The sequence below is a fragment of the Wigglesworthia glossinidia endosymbiont of Glossina morsitans morsitans (Yale colony) genome, from assembly GCF_000247565.1.
In the GTDB taxonomy this organism is placed as follows: domain Bacteria; phylum Pseudomonadota; class Gammaproteobacteria; order Enterobacterales; family Enterobacteriaceae; genus Wigglesworthia; species Wigglesworthia glossinidia_B.
Genome location: NC_016893.1, coordinates 563,674 through 580,027 on the forward strand (window position 1 = coordinate 563,674; position 16,354 = coordinate 580,027).

The 16,354-nt window shown below is 27.2% G+C and carries 13 protein-coding genes and 4 tRNA genes; all 17 read left to right on the top strand.

Going from position 1 to position 16,354, the window contains the following annotated elements:
• Positions 1–216 precede the first annotated feature (216 nt).
• Complete coding sequence (recA, locus tag WIGMOR_RS02750) at positions 217–1,218, top strand: recombinase RecA (RefSeq protein ID WP_014354304.1); 1,002 nt, start codon at positions 217–219, stop codon at positions 1,216–1,218.
• Between the two features lie 38 nt (positions 1,219–1,256).
• Positions 1,257–3,872 (top strand): alanine--tRNA ligase, encoded by a 2,616-nt coding sequence (gene alaS, locus WIGMOR_RS02755; protein ID WP_014354305.1) that lies wholly within the window; start codon positions 1,257–1,259, stop codon positions 3,870–3,872.
• Positions 3,873–3,911: 39 nt separating this feature from the next.
• A tRNA-Ser gene (locus WIGMOR_RS02760) sits at positions 3,912–3,999 on the top strand.
• A gap of 7 nt (positions 4,000–4,006) precedes the next feature.
• Positions 4,007–4,080: transfer RNA gene (locus tag WIGMOR_RS02765), tRNA-Arg, on the top strand.
• Positions 4,081–4,371: 291 nt separating this feature from the next.
• Complete coding sequence (gene greA, locus WIGMOR_RS02770; RefSeq protein ID WP_014354306.1) at positions 4,372–4,848, top strand: transcription elongation factor GreA; 477 nt, start codon at positions 4,372–4,374, stop codon at positions 4,846–4,848.
• A 119-nt stretch (positions 4,849–4,967) separates the two neighbouring features.
• Positions 4,968–5,579, top strand: a complete 612-nt coding sequence (locus tag WIGMOR_RS02775) for an RlmE family RNA methyltransferase (protein WP_014354307.1) — start codon at positions 4,968–4,970, stop codon at positions 5,577–5,579.
• 43 nt (positions 5,580–5,622) lie between these two features.
• Positions 5,623–7,542 (top strand): ATP-dependent zinc metalloprotease FtsH, encoded by a 1,920-nt coding sequence (gene ftsH / locus WIGMOR_RS02780; RefSeq protein WP_014354308.1) that lies wholly within the window; start codon positions 5,623–5,625, stop codon positions 7,540–7,542.
• A 20-nt stretch (positions 7,543–7,562) separates the two neighbouring features.
• Positions 7,563–8,405, top strand: coding sequence for a dihydropteroate synthase (gene folP, locus WIGMOR_RS02785; RefSeq protein ID WP_014354309.1), 843 nt, complete (start codon positions 7,563–7,565; stop codon positions 8,403–8,405).
• The gene (glmM, locus tag WIGMOR_RS02790) at positions 8,392–9,732 is read left to right on the top strand and encodes a phosphoglucosamine mutase (protein WP_014354310.1); all 1,341 of its coding nucleotides are present in this window, start codon (positions 8,392–8,394) and stop codon (positions 9,730–9,732) included. The genes folP and glmM overlap by 14 nt, the downstream gene beginning before the upstream one ends.
• A 49-nt stretch (positions 9,733–9,781) precedes the next feature.
• Positions 9,782–10,069, top strand: coding sequence for a preprotein translocase subunit SecG (gene secG / locus WIGMOR_RS02795; RefSeq protein ID WP_014354311.1), 288 nt, complete (start codon positions 9,782–9,784; stop codon positions 10,067–10,069).
• A 53-nt stretch (positions 10,070–10,122) separates the two neighbouring features.
• Positions 10,123–10,204 (top strand) — tRNA-Leu (locus WIGMOR_RS02800).
• Positions 10,205–10,259: 55 nt separating this feature from the next.
• A tRNA-Met gene (locus WIGMOR_RS02805) sits at positions 10,260–10,336 on the top strand.
• Between the two features lie 196 nt (positions 10,337–10,532).
• The gene (nusA, locus tag WIGMOR_RS02810; protein WP_014354312.1) at positions 10,533–12,017 is read left to right on the top strand and encodes a transcription termination factor NusA; all 1,485 of its coding nucleotides are present in this window, start codon (positions 10,533–10,535) and stop codon (positions 12,015–12,017) included.
• Positions 12,018–12,020: 3 nt separating this feature from the next.
• Positions 12,021–14,624, top strand: coding sequence for a translation initiation factor IF-2 (gene infB, locus WIGMOR_RS02815; RefSeq protein ID WP_236607842.1), 2,604 nt, complete (start codon positions 12,021–12,023; stop codon positions 14,622–14,624).
• A gap of 41 nt (positions 14,625–14,665) precedes the next feature.
• Positions 14,666–15,019, top strand: a complete 354-nt coding sequence (rbfA, locus tag WIGMOR_RS02820) for a 30S ribosome-binding factor RbfA (RefSeq protein ID WP_014354314.1) — start codon at positions 14,666–14,668, stop codon at positions 15,017–15,019.
• A 17-nt stretch (positions 15,020–15,036) separates the two neighbouring features.
• Positions 15,037–15,963, top strand: a complete 927-nt coding sequence (gene truB, locus WIGMOR_RS02825; protein WP_014354315.1) for a tRNA pseudouridine(55) synthase TruB — start codon at positions 15,037–15,039, stop codon at positions 15,961–15,963.
• Between the two features lie 101 nt (positions 15,964–16,064).
• A complete protein-coding gene (gene rpsO, locus WIGMOR_RS02830; RefSeq protein WP_014354316.1) occupies positions 16,065–16,337 on the top strand; it encodes a 30S ribosomal protein S15 in 273 nt (90 codons plus the stop codon).
• Positions 16,338–16,354: the final 17 nt, after the last annotated feature.

Here is a 16,354-nt window from a genome sequence, read left to right on the forward strand (position 1 = left end):
TAAAATATTTAAAAAAACAGTATTTTTATATTATATAAATAAATATAATTTTTACAATTTAATTTATTAAAATTAATACATTTAATATGTTTTTAATATAGTAAAATAAAATGTTTATAAATATGAATAATAACTATTTTTATTATAAAAATTTATTAGTATATTAAATATAATAATTTATATAAAAATATATTTCTTCATTATTTGGAAATTTAAATGGTAATTGAAAATAGCAAAAAAAAAGCATTAGATTTAGCTATGTATCAAATTGAGAAACAATTTGGACATGGTTCTATTATGCGTTTGGGTGAAGATAGATCCATGGATATAGAAACTATTTCTACAGGTTCTTTATCATTAGACATCGCATTAGGAGCCGGAGGTTTACCGATGGGACGCATTGTTGAAATTTATGGACCTGAATCTTCTGGAAAAACTACATTAACTTTAACAATTATTGCTGAAGCACAAAAAAAAGGAAAAATATGTGCTTTCATTGATGCAGAACACGCATTAGATCCAAATTATGCAAAATCATTAGGTGTAGATATTAATAATCTTTTATGTTCTCAACCAGATACAGGAGAACAAGCATTAGAAATTTGTGATGTTTTAACTAAATCAGGTGCAGTTGACTTAATTATAGTAGATTCTGTTGCAGCTTTAACTCCAAAAGCTGAAATAGATGGCGAAATAGGTGATTTACATATAGGTTTAGCAGCAAGAATGATGAGTCAAGCTATGCGTAAGCTTGCAAGAAATTTAAAAAATGCCAATACTTTATTAATTTTTATTAATCAAATTCGTTTAAAAATTGGAGTGATTTTTGGAAATCCAGAAGTTACAACAGGTGGTAACGCTCTTAAATTTTATGCTTCAATAAGATTAGATATTCGACGTATTGGTTCTATTAAAGATGGAGATCATGTCATAGGAAGTGATACACGCGTAAAGGTAGTAAAAAACAAAATTGCTGTGCCTTTCAAACAAGCAGAATTTCAAATTTTATATGGACGTGGAATTAATACTGAAGGAGAAATTTTAAATTTAGGCGTGACATATAATATAATTGAAAAATTAGGATCTTGGTATAGTTATAATAAAACAAAAATTGGCCAAGGAAAAAATAATGTATATAAATTTTTTAAATTGAATAAAAATATTTCAAAAGAAATAAAAAAAGCAATAAAAGAAAAAAGCATAAAAATAAATAATTAAAGCGTAATTAAAAAAAAGCGAACTAAAATGTGTAAAAAATGAAAAATACTCCTGAAATTCGTAAAATTTTTTTAAATTTTTTTTCTAAAAAAAATCATAAAATTCTTGATAGCAGTAGTTTAATCGCAGAGGATGATAAAACTTTATTATTTACTAACTCTGGAATGCATCAATTTAAAAATATTTTTCTCGGTTTAGAAAAAATACAACATCCATGTATTGCTACAGCACAACGTTGCATGCGAGCGGGTGGAAAACATAATGATTTAGATGTAGTTGGAAAAACTGGAATTCATCATACTTTTTTTGAAATGTTAGGTAATTTTAGTTTTGGTGCATATTCAAAAGTAGAAGCGATTCAATTTGCATGGGAACTACTTACTGACAAAAAGTGGTTTAATCTACCAAAAGAAAAATTGTTAGTAACAGTATATTATAAAGACATAATTTCTTATGATATTTGGATTAATAAAACAAACATTAATCCTAATCATGTTATATTTATCAAAGATAAAAACAACAAACCGTATCATTCAGATAATTTTTGGACTATGGGAGATTTTGGGCCTTGCGGTCCATGTTCAGAAATTTTTTATTGTTTTAACAAAATTTATACAGTAAACGATACATTTTTAAAAAATCATTGTATTGAAATCTGGAATTTAGTATTTATGCAATTTAACTTGCAAGTTAACGGAGAATTATCGAAATTGCCTAAATTTGCTATTGATACAGGAATGGGATTAGAACGCATTTCTTCTGTATTGCAAAAAGTAAATTCCAACTATGATATAGATTTATTTCAAAAAATTATTAAATCAATCTTTACAATTATTAAAATTAAGAATTTAGATTTAATATCTTACAGGATTATTGCAGATCATATTCGTGCTACTGTATTTTTAATTTATGATAATGTTTTGCCATCAAATTCCGGTAGAGGATACGTGTTAAGAAAAATTATGCGTCGCGCTATTTTACATGGAAATATGAATTTAAAAGAAAATTATTTTTTTTATAAACTTGTTATTCCAGTAATACAAATTATGTCTTACATAGATATAAAATTGAAAGAGAAACAAAATTATATTAAAAAAATTGTCAAATCAGAAGAAAAGCTTTTTTTATGTTCTGTAAAAACAGGTATGCAATTTCTTAATCAAGAGCTTATTAAAATTCAAAATAATACTTTATCAGGAAAAATTATTTTTAAAATATATGATACTTATGGAATTCCTTTAAATTTAATACAAGATATTTGTCGAAAAAAAAATATTTTTTTTGATCAATCCGGATTTAGCATTGCTATGCAGATACAAAAAAATAGATCACAAAAAAGTAGTTATTTTAAAAATATTAAACATTACATATCAAATAATAATGAAACTGTTTTTTGTGGTTATTCTGATATAATTTGTACGACAAAAATTATCGCAATATATAATGAAAAAACATGCATAAAACAAATACAAGCTGATCAAGAAGGGATAATTATTTTAGATAAAACTCCATTTTACGCTGAATCTGGAGGACAAATTGGAGATTCTGGATTGTTGAAATCTTCTAATGGTACATTTAACGTAATAGATACAAAAAAAAATGGAAATGTCTTTATACATATTGGAAAAATGATATATGGTAAATTTGATATTGGAGACATAGTTGCTGCATCAATTGATCAAGAAAAAAGATTATCTATTACTTTAAATCATTCTGCCATACATTTACTACATACTACTTTACATCGTATTTTAGGCAATACTGCTATGCAAAGAGGATCTTTAGTTAAAGAAAATTATTTAAGTTTAGATTTTACCTACTACGAAAAAATGAACACAGAAAAAATACATAATATTGAAGATATGGTAAACGTACAAATTCGTAAAAATTTAACAATTCGTATAAATCACATGTCATTAAATGATGCATTAAAAATAGGCGCAATTGCTTTATTTAAAAAAAATTATTGTTCTCAGGTACGTGTCATAAAAATAGGTAATTTTTCAAATGAATTATGCGGAGGCACTCATGTTCAAAAAACAGGTGAAATTGGCTGTTTTATCATTGTTTCTGAAAAAAAAATTGCTTCAGGAGTACATCGTATTAAAGCTGTAACAGGAAAATATGCTATACAGTTTTTACAAAAAAAATTTGATCTTTTGAACTCAATTCAAGAATTAATGCAAAGTGATGCTTCAAATTTATTTGAAAAAATCAAACAAATGCAAAATAATCTGAAATCTCAAAGAAAAAAAATTTTTGAGTTTAATAATATAAAAATTAAAAATTGTATACTTGATATTCGTAAAAATATTAAAGTTGTTAACGAAACAAAAATTATTATTGATTTTATCAAAATTTCTTTGGATGCATCTATGTTGCGTTTAATTTTGAATAAATTGAAAGAAAATTTGAAAAATAGTATTATTGTTTTAGCTATTATAAATAAAAATCAAGTAAAAATCGCAGTAAGTGTCGCTAAAGAAACATCTAGAAATATACAAGCAAGTGATATTATAGATTATTTTAAAAAATTCAATACTATAAAAGGCGGCGGAAACGCATATTTTGCTGAAGCAAGCGGAATTTTAAATCCAATAGATTTACAATCTACATTTAAAAAAATATTTGTGATATTATCAAAAAAACTTTAGTATTTAATAGATAAAACATAATTTATTATTAATTTCAATGGTGAGGTGGCCGAGAGGTTGAAGGCGCTCCCCTGCTAAGGGAGTATATAATAAAACTATATCGAGGGTTCGAATCCCTCTCTCACCGATTTTTTGCATCCGTAGCTCAGTTGGATAGAGCACTCGGCTACGAACCGAGAGGTCAGGGGTTCAAATCCTCTCGGATGCATTATAAAATTAGTGTTATAGTTTGAATTATAAAAATTCATTTACACATATTGCTAAATTTTTAAAAAATTTTATTTCTTAAAAATTCATGATTATACATATTAAAAATAAATCATATAAAATTAAATAATTTATGTCATATCATATAAATCATAAAATTTTTCAAATTTAATTTAATAAAATTATTTTATATATTAATTAATAACAAAATTAAAATATATTAACATAATCAAACTAATTAGTGATATTAATATATATACAGTTAATTTTTAAATTTTTAAGAGATATAACTATGAATCATATTCCAATGACTTTAAATGGAGCAAAAAAATTACGCGAAGAATTAAAATATTTAAAACAAATACGACGTCCAGAGATAATTAAAGCTATTGCAGAAGCGCGACAATATGGAGATTTAAAAGAAAATGCAGAATATCATTCAGCAAAAGAGCAACAATATTTTTGTGAAGGAAGAATTCAAGAAATTGAAGCTAAATTAATTAATTCAAATATCATTGATATTAAAAAAATTCCCGTACAAGATCGTGTAGTTTTCGGAGTAACTATCAGTATAAAAAACTTGCATACTTCTGAAAAAAAAACGTATAAAATAGTCGGCGATGATGAAGCTGATTTTAAATATAACTTAATTTCTGTAAATTCACCTTTAGCACGTAGTTTAATTGGAAAAAAAACTCTAGATATCGTGGATGTATATACTCCTCGAGGAATAACAACGTACAAAATATTGGATATAAAATATTTATAAGTTAGCCTTTTAATTATTTTATGATAATGATAAAATTAAAATAAATTAAATCGTTTTATTATAGTAAGATAACTTTTCAATAAACTTAATTTATTTTTTTTAAATAGGAAATATACAGTATGTATTATACGTGTTCTAATACATGGTTATCACGACATTTTTCAGATAAATTTGTTAAAGAATCTAAGCGTTTTGGATATAGATCTCGTGCTTGGTTTAAGTTAGACGAAATGCAAAAAGCAAATAATATAATTACCTCTGGCATGACCGTTTTAGATCTAGGATCTTCTCCCGGAGGATGGTCCCAATACGCGTCTCAAAAAGTTAACAATTTGGGTCATGTAATTTCTTGCGATATTAAACCTATGCTTGAAGTATCAAAAGTATCATTTATTTTAGGTGACGCATTTAAAAAAGATGTTTTAAAAAAAATTTGCAAAATAAAAAATAAAGTAGATGTCATTTTATGCGATATTGCTCCTAACATTACCGGAATAACAGAGATTGATCATCCAAAATGTATAAGCATAAATTATAAGGCGCTAAATTTATGCAAGTATATATTACTAAAAAATGGAAAATTTATTATTAAAAGTTTTAATGGATCAGAATTTAAAAGATATTATACAGCAATAAAAAAATTATTCAAAAAAACAAAAATTTTTAAACCAGTTGCTTCTCGATTAAATTCTCAGGAAATATATATTATAGCAATTGGTTATAAAGTATAATATTTTTTAAATATCATTAAATAAATTAAATGAGGTTACTTTCTTGAGCGACATGGCTAAAAACTTAATTCTTTGGCTAATTATCGCAGTTGTTTTAATGTCTGTTTTTCAAAGTTTCGGGCCAAGTGATTCTAATAGACGTAAAGTAGATTATTCAACTTTTATGCTAGAATTAAATCAAGAGCAAATTAAAGAAACTCGTATCAATGGTCGAGAAGTTGTGGTTTTTAAAAAAGATGGTAGTAGATATACAACTTATATTCCAATTAATGATTCTAAATTATTAGATATTCTCTTATCAAAAAATGTAAAAATAATCGGAGAACCCCCAGAAGAACCAAGTTTACTAACTTCTATTTTTATTTCCTGGTTTCCTATGTTGTTATTAATCGGAGTATGGATATTTTTTATGCGTCAAATGCAAGGAGGCGGTGGAAAAGGAGCAATGTCTTTTGGAAAAAGCAAAGCGCGCATGTTAACAGAAGATCAAATTAAAACAACATTTCTAGATGTTGCTGGTTGTGATGAAGCAAAAGAAGAAGTAAGCGAATTAGTGGATTATTTAAAAGAACCAAAACGATTTCAAAAATTAGGTGGCAAAATTCCTAAAGGTATACTTATGATCGGTCCTCCTGGAACAGGTAAAACATTGTTAGCCAAAGCTATTGCAGGAGAAGCTAAAGTACCATTTTTCACAATTTCAGGATCTGATTTTGTAGAAATGTTTGTAGGAGTTGGCGCTTCTAGAGTAAGAGATATGTTTGAACAAGCCAAGAAAACTGCACCATGTATTATATTTATTGATGAAATTGATGCAGTAGGACGTCAAAGAGGTGCCGGATTAGGAGGAGGACATGACGAACGTGAGCAAACATTAAATCAAATGTTAGTAGAAATGGATGGTTTTGAAGGAAATGAAAGCATTATCGTAATTGCTGCTACTAACAGACCAGATGTTTTAGATCCAGCATTATTAAGACCAGGAAGATTCGACAGACAAGTTATCGTAGGATTACCCGATGTACGCGGAAGAGAGCAAATATTAAAAGTACATATGAAACAGGTTCCTGTTGCTTCTGATGTAGATTCTGCAATTATTGCACGCGGTACTCCTGGATTTTCGGGAGCAGATTTGGCAAATTTAGTAAATGAAGCAGCTTTATTTGCAGCAAGAAAAAATAATATACATGTATCAATGACAGAATTTGAAAAAGCAAAAGATAAAATTATGATGGGCACTGAAAGAAGATCCATGGTAATGACAGAAATACAGAAAGAAGCTACTGCATATCACGAAGCAGGACATGCGATTGTTGGTCGTCTAGTACCAGCACATGATCCAGTACATAAAGTCACTATTATTCCTAGAGGACGCGCTCTAGGAATTACTTTCTTTCTACCTAAAGGCGATATAATTAGTACTAGTAGACAAAAATTAGAAAGTCAAATTTCTACTTTATATGGCGGGAGACTTGCAGAAGAAATTATTTATGGAATTTCTCAAGTTTCTACTGGAGCATCTAATGATATTAAAGTAGCCACATCTATTGCACGCAATATGATTACACAGTGGGGTTTTTCTGATAAACTTGGTCCATTGCTATATGCAGAAGAAGAAGGAGAAATATTTCTAGGTCGATCAGTTGTAAAATCTAAACATATTTCTGATAAAACAGCGTGTATTATTGATCAAGAAATTAGAGCTTTGATTGAGAAAAATTACTTAAGAGCTCGTAAATTAATTCTAGAAAATATTGATATTTTACATGCTATGAAAGACGCTTTAATGCAATATGAAACTATCCACGCTTATCAAATTGATGATTTAATGAATCGAAAACCAGTGCGTCCACCATCTGATTGTACTGAAACAAAAACAAAAACTCATAGTGCAACAAATCGATTAGCAAATCAAAATCAAGCAAACATTATCAATAAAAGTGTTTTCAATCAAATTCAATAAAATTAACATCATTAAAGCTTATGCTTACAAAACTAAAGAATATATTATCAAAACCGTGCATCATGGGAATTTTAAATGTCACACCGGATTCGTTTTCTGATGGTGGACAGTTTACTTGCATAAACAAAGCGATTAATCACGTTCGTTTTATGATAGACTCGGGTGCTAAAATTATCGATGTTGGAGGAGAATCTAGTCGTCCAGGAGCAAAAAGGGTTAGCGAACTTGAAGAATCAGAACGAGTTATTCCAATAATAGAATATATTTTAAAAAAATTTAATGTGTTTGTTTCAGTAAATACATCGCATTTTTCTATTATGCAAGAATGTATAAAACTTGGTGTACATATAATAAATGATATTAGATCATTTTCTGAATGCAATTCGTTACATGATATTATTGATAGCGATGTTATGCTGTGCTTGATGCACATGAAAGGAAATCCAGAAAATATGCAAAAATTTCCACAGTATAAATGTATAAAATCAGAAATAAAAGAATTTTTTACAAAAAAAATTTCTTTTTTTATTAATCAAGGAATAAAAAAAAATCGTATAATCATTGACCCCGGTTTTGGTTTCGGAAAAAATATGGAACATAATTATCATTTATTAGCAAATCTAAAAATTTTTTTAGAATTTCAAGTTCCTATACTTGTAGGATTTTCAAGAAAAGTAATGACAGATATAAACAAAAAATATTTGCCAAATAAACGAATTATCGGAAGTATTGTATGTGCAATTCTTGCATGTATTGAAGGTGCATCTATTATTAGAGTACACGATGTCCAAGAAACTGTTGATGCACTAAGTATTTTCAATGCATTTATTTCAGAAAAAAATTTATTGCATGGTACATCGTAAATATTTTGGCACAGATGGAATACGAGGTAAATTTGGAAATAATCCAATTACTGCAGAATTTTTTATTCAGTTAGGAATAGCTGCAGGCAATGTGTTGTGTAAGCATTCCACTTCTTGTATAGTCGTAATTGGAAACGATACCAGAGAATCTGGACCGATATTAAAATCCGCATTAGCGGCAGGTCTTTCATGCTCAGGTATTTCATCACTTTTAATTGGAACTATACCAACTCCAGGTGTTTCTTATCTGACGAAATTTTTTCAAGCAGAAGCGGGGATTTCTATTTCTGCTTCGCACAATCCATTTAATGATAATGGAGTAAAATTTTTTTCTAGATCTGGAAAAAAATTATCTAAAATTGTAGAAAATAAAATTGAAAAAGAATTATTAAAATTATCATGTAATCAAAATAATTTATTATGTAAACAAAAATATCAGCAAACAAATGGAATTCAGCAGTACTTAAAATTCTGCGAATCTACTATTCCAAATAATTTAAATTTAACAGGATTAAATATTGTTGTAGATTGCGCTCATGGTGCCACATATCAAATTGCACCAAATTTATTAAGAAAATTAGGCGCCAATGTTATTGCTATCAGTTGTAAACCAAATGGGATTAATATTAATCATGAATGTGGTACAACGAATATTTTCCCATTAAGATATAGAGTATTAAAAGAAAAAGCAGATTTAGGTATTGCTTATGATGGAGACGGAGATCGTTTGATTATGATAGATCATCTCGGTAACATCGTAGATGGAGATCAAATTTTATATATTCTTGTGCGAGATAAAATAAAAAATAAAAAATTTCACGGAGGAGTAGTTGGTACATTAATGAGCAATATGGGTTTAGAAATTGCTTTAAAACGTTTAGGAGTGCCATTTTTAAGATCGCATATCGGAGATAGATATATTTTAAAAACGTTAGAAGAAAACGGATGGACGATAGGTGCCGAAAATTCTGGACATATAATTTTGTTGGAGCATTCTTCTGCTGGAGATGCAATTGTAGCAGGGTTGCAAATACTTTCTATTATTGTACATAATAAAACTACATTAAAAAATCTTTGCAAAGGAATTCAATTATTACCTCAAATTTTAATTAATGTACAATTAAACAAACAATCTAATCCATTAAAATCTCATGCTGTAAAACGTGTTAGTGCAGTAGCAAGAGAAACTTTAGCAGGTAATGGACGTATTTTATTAAGAAAATCTGGTACAGAACCTTTAGTTAGAATCATGGTGGAAGGCACAGAAGCTACTAAGGTAATTAAGCTAGCATATCATATTGCAACAATTGTAAAATCGGAGAGATAAATTTGATTTTTAAATTTTATGTTAATTTATATTTTTATAAAGGTAAAATATGCATATTTTTATATTAATTATTTTTTTATTAATTTCTATTGGATTAGTTTTTTTGATTATTATTCAAGATAGTAAATCTTACGATTTACATTCTACATATAATCCATTTTCTAGTAGTATTTTTGGTCAATCAACTTCTACAAATAAAATTACAAAAATAACAGCTTTTTTAGCAGCATTATTTTTCATTTTTAGTTTAATATTAGGTAGTTTAAACAGTCACATATCTCATCATGATAATAAATGGGAGCGTTTACTAACTGATTCAGATAAACAATTAAAATAAGCTCATTATTTACAAAACTTTTAAATGAATAAAAAAATATTGAAATATTTCTTGCCGAGATGGTGAAACCGGTAGACACGTTACTTCGAGGGAGTAATGCCTATAGGCATGCGGGTTCAAATCCCGCTCTCGGCATGATTTTAGCTAAAATCATCTTGATTTTTTATAAGTTTTAATTTATATTTACTAATGCGGGGTGGAGCAGCATGGTAGCTCGTCGGGCTCATAACCCGAAGGTCGTTGGTTCAAATCCAACTCCCGCAACCAACAAATAAACGTTAAAAAACTTAATCAAATTTTACTTTTGCCACTAGATCAGTCTTATTTTTTAAATTGAAAATATACATTTTTTGAATGATACAATCAGAAATTCAATAATTTATTCTTTTTTACTTAAAATTAACGATGTTTAATTTTTCAGAAAATATGCTTTAAAGATTTAAATAATTAATAGGCGATTTAAATGAATAAAGAAATTTTAGCTGTCGTTGAAGCTGTGTCTAATGAAAAAGAACTGCCAAGAGAAAAAATTTTTGAAGCGTTAGAAATCGCATTAGCAGCTGCTACAAAAAAAAAATATGATCAAGATATCGACGTAAGAGTTAGTGTTGATAGAAAATCAGGTAAATTTGAAACATTTCGTAGATGGATGATTGTAGACGAAGTTACACAACCTACACGAGAAATAACGTTAGAAGCTGCAAAAATTGATAATCCCACAGCAAAAAAATTTGAATACATTGAAGATAAAGTAAAATCAATTTTTTTTGATAGAATTACTACACAAACTGCAAAACAAGTAATTGTTCAAAAAGTTCGTGAAGCAGAACGAGCAATGATAGTCAATAAATTTCGTGCACACGAAGGCGAAATAATTACTGGAATAGTAAAAAAACTAAATCGAGATAGCATCGGGTTAGATCTTGGTAGTCATGCAGAAGCAATAATTAGTCGAGAAGAAATGTTACCACGAGAACATTTTAGATTAGGAGATCGAGTAAAAGGAGTACTATATTTAATTAAACCTGAATCTAGAGGAGCACAACTTTTTATAAGTAGAACTAAAAAAGAAATGTTAATAGAATTATTCAGGATAGAAGTTCCAGAAATTGGAGAAGAAATTATTAATGTTAAAGCTGCAGCAAGAGATCCAGGATTAAGATCTAAAATAGCAGTTTATACTAATGATAAACGTATTGATCCTATTGGTGCGTGCGTTGGAATGCGTGGAGCTAGAGTACAAGCAGTATCTAGAGAATTAGGCGGAGAACGAATAGATATAATTTTATGGGATAATAATCCGGCGCAGTTCGTTATTAACGCAATGGCTCCAGCCGAAGTAACTTCAATAATAGTAGACGAAGACAATCGTACAATGGATATTGCTGTTAAAAGTGAAAACTTAGCTCAAGCTATCGGTAAAAATGGCCAAAATGTACGTCTTGCTTCTCAGTTAAGTGGCTGGGACCTAAATGTTATGACATCAGAAGATTTAAAAGAAAAACATCAGGTAGAAGAAGAAAAAACGATCAATTCATTTATTAAACATTTAAAAATTACATCAGAATTAGCAACTTCTTTAGTTCAAGAAGGATTTTCTATATTAGAAGAAATCGCTTATGTACCAATTAACGAATTATTATCTATAAAATCTTTAAACGAAGATACTGCACAGAGTTTAAAAGAAAAAGCTCAATCTATACTTACCAAATTAGCTTTAAAAAAAGAAGAAAAAAATTTAGTTGCTCTAGATAAAGATTTGATCCAATTATCTGGAGTAAATTCTGAAATTGCTTATCAATTTGCAGAAAGAGGTATATTGACACTGGAAGATTTAGCCGAGCAAGGAATAGATGACATATCAGATATTCAAGAGTTAACTAATAAACAAGCCGGAGAACTAATTATGGCCGCAAGAAATATATGTTGGTTTAACAGCAATACATAGTATTTGAAAAACGAGAAAAGCATTATGATAAATGTTACTATAAATTCTTTTGCTGAAAAAATGCAAATACCCGTTAAACGATTAATACAAAAATTTGCCGATGCTGGCATTAAGAAAACTCCTTTAGACACAATTAGCAAAGAAGAAAAAAAAATATTATTAGCTTATATTAATAGAAAAAGTAATATTTTTAAAAACAAACTAAGTTTGAAAAAAAAAATACATAGCACATTAAATATTTCCAGAATAGGAGAACCAAATAAATTAATTCATGTAGAAATAAGAAAAAAAAAATATTTGAAATGCGATATATCTTTAATTACAAAAAACAAACAAAATAAATTAAATAATTTAAAGTCTTCAGAAAGTTTATGTATTTCTGATATCGAATCTAAACAAAAAATAAAAAATGTGTGTTTAGATCAAAAAAAAATGTCTGTAAAAATAAATCAAAATAAAAATGAAAAATCAGTTCATTGCTCAGCAAAACATATTCCTAAAAAGGAACAATCTTATTCGGATAATTTTAATATTAATAAATCTCAAAAATCAGAAATCTTAGAACTTAAAAAAGAAAAAAATATAAATATTAAGACAGATTATAATATTTGCATCGAAGAAACATTGCAAAAGAAAATAAATAAAAAAAATTCATTAAAAAACAAAAATATTAAAAAAGAAAAAAATAGATATGCAGATAATTTTCATTTGATTCAAGAAGATCACGAAAAATATATTAAAAGAAAACAAAATAATCGTTTATATGTAGTCAATTCTATAGAAAAAACAAAATCTATAGAAAAAAAAATTTGCAATAAAACAACTCTCAGTACTCTTTCCCATAGTTTTAATAAACCAACTAAAAAATTTTTACGTAATATTACTATAGGAAAAAAAATTTCTATATCAGAATTAGCAAGTAAAATGGCAATTAAAAGCTCACAAATAATTAAAAATATGATAAAGCTCGGCGTCTTTAATTCTATTAATGACAATATAGAACAAGATGTTGCACAATTAATTGCCGAAGATATGGGGCATAGAGTAAAGTTAATTCGCGAAAATGCTTTAGAAGAATCTCTTATGCTACTCAACAACGGAAATGACACCCCTAAAATTTTACCTAGAGCACCAATTGTAACTGTAATGGGACATGTTGATCACGGAAAAACATCTTTATTAGATTATATTCGTACCAGTACAGTTTCTTTAAAAGAAGCTGGAGGTATCACGCAACATATTGGTGCATATTTAGTTAAAACAAAAAATGGTAATATCACTTTTCTCGATACTCCAGGGCATGCTGCATTTACTGCGATGCGTGCTCGAGGAGCTAAAATTACAGACATTGTAATTTTAGTAGTAGCTGCAGATGATAGTGTTATGCCACAAACAATAGAAGCAATTCAACACGCAAAAAACGCTCAAGTACCAATAATAATCGCAATTAACAAAATTGATAAAAATACAGCGGACCCTTTAAAAGTCAAAAAAGAACTGATACAACACGGAATTGTTCCAGAAGAATATGGCGGAGAAAATCAATGCGTTTTAGTATCTGCAAAAACAGGAAAAGGAATAGATTTATTGTTAGAAGCGATACTTTTACAAGCAGAAATTTTAGAATTAAAAGCCGATCATTCTGGAACTGCACACGGAGTAGTTATTGAATCAAGATTAGATAAAGGTAAAGGACCGATAGCGACTATTTTAATTAATTCAGGTAAATTAAATCGAGGGGATACAATTTTATGCGGTTGTGAATATGGACGTATAAGAGCAATCAAGGATTCATATGGGAAAAGTATTAGTTCCGTCGGACCATCAATACCAGTCGAAATATTAGGATTATCTGGAGTTCCTATAGCAGGAGATACTACTACAGTATTAAAAAATGAAAAAAAAGCACGAGAAATTGCAATATATAGGCAAAATAAATTGAGAGAAAATAAATTAAAAAATAATAAAATAAAACATACACAAAATTCATTTTTTAACTCAAAATTAACAGATAAAAAAATTTATAATATTATTCTTAAATCCGATGTACAAGGCACTTTACAAGCTATTTCAGATTCTTTGAAAAATTTATCTAGTGATAAAATAAAAGTTAAAATTATAGGCGCAGGAGTAGGTTCAATCACAGAAACAGATGTTACTTTGTCTAAAGCTTCTAATGCAATTTTAATAGGATTTAATGTACGAGTAGATATTTTAGCAACGAAAATAATTGAATCAGAAAATTTGAACATTAAATTATTTTCTATAATTTATGAATTAATTAACTATGTAAAAAACAAAATTAATTTAGAAAATTCTATAAAATCTTGTAAAAAAGTAAATAGTATATTAGAAGTAAAACATATATTTCAATTACCGAAATATGGCACAATTGCAGGATGCATAGTTAAAGAAGGCATAATTAAAAAGAATCACAAAGTAAAAATATTAAGAAATAATATTTTAATATATCAAAGTAAAATTTGTTCTCTACGCAGATTTAAGGAAGATGTGAATGAAGTAAAAACTGGTATAGAATGTGGAATTGGAGTAAAAAATTTTAATGAATTTAATCTTCTAGATGTTATCGAATCCATAGAAGAGTAAAATTGTATTGATTAAATAATTTTATAATTAATAATTTATATATGTTAGAGAAAAAAAATACTAGAAAGCATCGAATTTCTAAAGAAATTCAAAGAAAAATTGCAATTATTATACATCAAAAAATTAATGATCCCAGACTAGGAATGTCAACTATATCTGGAGTAGAATTATCTCGAGATTTTTCGCATGCAAAAATTTTTGTAACATTTTTAAACAAAAATACACAAAAAAAAATTAATACAAATATATTTATATTAAACAACTCTGCTCAATTTATTAGAAAAATACTTCATAAAAGTATAAAATTAAGGAATGTTCCCAAATTAACTTTTATTTATGATAATTCTTTGATTCAAGGGGAACGTATTGATAAATTAGTAAGATCAATATATTAAATTTATATAGCTTAAATATGTTGCATAATAAAATATATAAAAATAAGGAAAAAACAAAAAATATAAACGGAATGCTATTATTAGATAAACCTACAGGATATTCTTCAAATTATATTTTACAAAAAGTAAAAATTCTATTACAAGCAAAAAAAGCTGGTTATGTAGGAACTTTAGATCCTTTAGCATCCGGGATGCTACCAATTTTATTTGGAATCACTACTAAATTTTCTCAATATCTATTAAATACTAATAAAAAATATTACGTAGTAGCAAAATTAGGCGAACGAACAGATACTTTAGATGCATACGGAAAATTAATATCTATACGTCCAATAAAAATTAAAAAATCTCATATTTATCAGATTATTTCTGAATTAAAAGGCGAAACTTATCAAGTGCCGCCTATGTTTTCTGCATTAAAATACAACGGAATACCACTATATAAATATGCTAGAAAAAATATTTTTTTGCCAAGAAAAAAACGCAAAATTCATATTTATAACATAAAACTAATTAAATTTTCAAAAAAATATTTTTCTTTAAATATTACGTGCTCTAAAGGCACATATATTAGACAAATTGTAGACGATATAGGCGAAAAACTATTTTGTGGAGCACACGTAGTGAAATTAAGAAGAACTCAAATTTCTCATTATCAAGAAAAAAATATGATTGATATAAATAAATTAAATTATTATCAAACACAAAATCATCATTATTTTTATAAATACTTATTTCCTACAGAAACAATAATTTTTGATATTCCAAAAATTGTGGTTACGAATTCAGATTTTATACAAATATTTCAAGGAAAAAAAATAAATATCTTAAACAAAGAAAGCGGATCCTATCAAATAGTATTAGAAAATACTAAAAAATTCCTTGGAATTATTAAAATAGATAAATTTGGAAATATTATTTCAAGAGAACTAATAAAAGAATAAAATAAATTTTCTTGCGATTCGATGAAACTAAGAGTAAACTTAAAATTGAATAATTTTTTACAGTTTGAAATTAAAAATATTTCAAAAAATTAGGATTGAAAATGCTTCAAAAAGTTAAAAAAGAAGAAAACATAATTTCTTCTTTTACAAAAGAGAATGAAAATAATCATTTTAATACTAAAAATCAAATTATAAATTTGACTAAAAAAATTAATGAATTACAGCAACATTTTATAAAAAATAAAAAAGATCGTCATAGTCGTCGTGGATTGCTAAAAAAAGTATCAAGACGCAGAAAACTACTAAATTACTTAAAAAGTAAAAGTATAAAAATTTATTCTAATTTAATAAGAGATCTAAAATTAAGAAATTAGTTTAATTTTTTGATTAA

What these genes read in the sequence shown, in the direction of transcription:
- truB (WP_014354315.1), top strand. Translation starts at nt 15,037, where the DNA reads ATGTTGCATAATAAAATATATAAAAATAAGGAAAAAACAAAAAATATA.
- folP (WP_014354309.1), top strand. Translation starts at nt 7,563, where the DNA reads ATGCTTACAAAACTAAAGAATATATTATCAAAACCGTGCATCATGGGA.
- alaS (WP_014354305.1), top strand. Translation starts at nt 1,257, where the DNA reads ATGAAAAATACTCCTGAAATTCGTAAAATTTTTTTAAATTTTTTTTCT.
- rpsO (WP_014354316.1), top strand. Translation starts at nt 16,065, where the DNA reads ATGCTTCAAAAAGTTAAAAAAGAAGAAAACATAATTTCTTCTTTTACA.
- secG (WP_014354311.1), top strand. Translation starts at nt 9,782, where the DNA reads ATGCATATTTTTATATTAATTATTTTTTTATTAATTTCTATTGGATTA.
- rbfA (WP_014354314.1), top strand. Translation starts at nt 14,666, where the DNA reads ATGTTAGAGAAAAAAAATACTAGAAAGCATCGAATTTCTAAAGAAATT.
- WIGMOR_RS02775 (WP_014354307.1), top strand. Translation starts at nt 4,968, where the DNA reads ATGTATTATACGTGTTCTAATACATGGTTATCACGACATTTTTCAGAT.
- greA (WP_014354306.1), top strand. Translation starts at nt 4,372, where the DNA reads ATGAATCATATTCCAATGACTTTAAATGGAGCAAAAAAATTACGCGAA.
- glmM (WP_014354310.1), top strand. Translation starts at nt 8,392, where the DNA reads ATGGTACATCGTAAATATTTTGGCACAGATGGAATACGAGGTAAATTT.
- recA (WP_014354304.1), top strand. Translation starts at nt 217, where the DNA reads ATGGTAATTGAAAATAGCAAAAAAAAAGCATTAGATTTAGCTATGTAT.
- nusA (WP_014354312.1), top strand. Translation starts at nt 10,533, where the DNA reads ATGAATAAAGAAATTTTAGCTGTCGTTGAAGCTGTGTCTAATGAAAAA.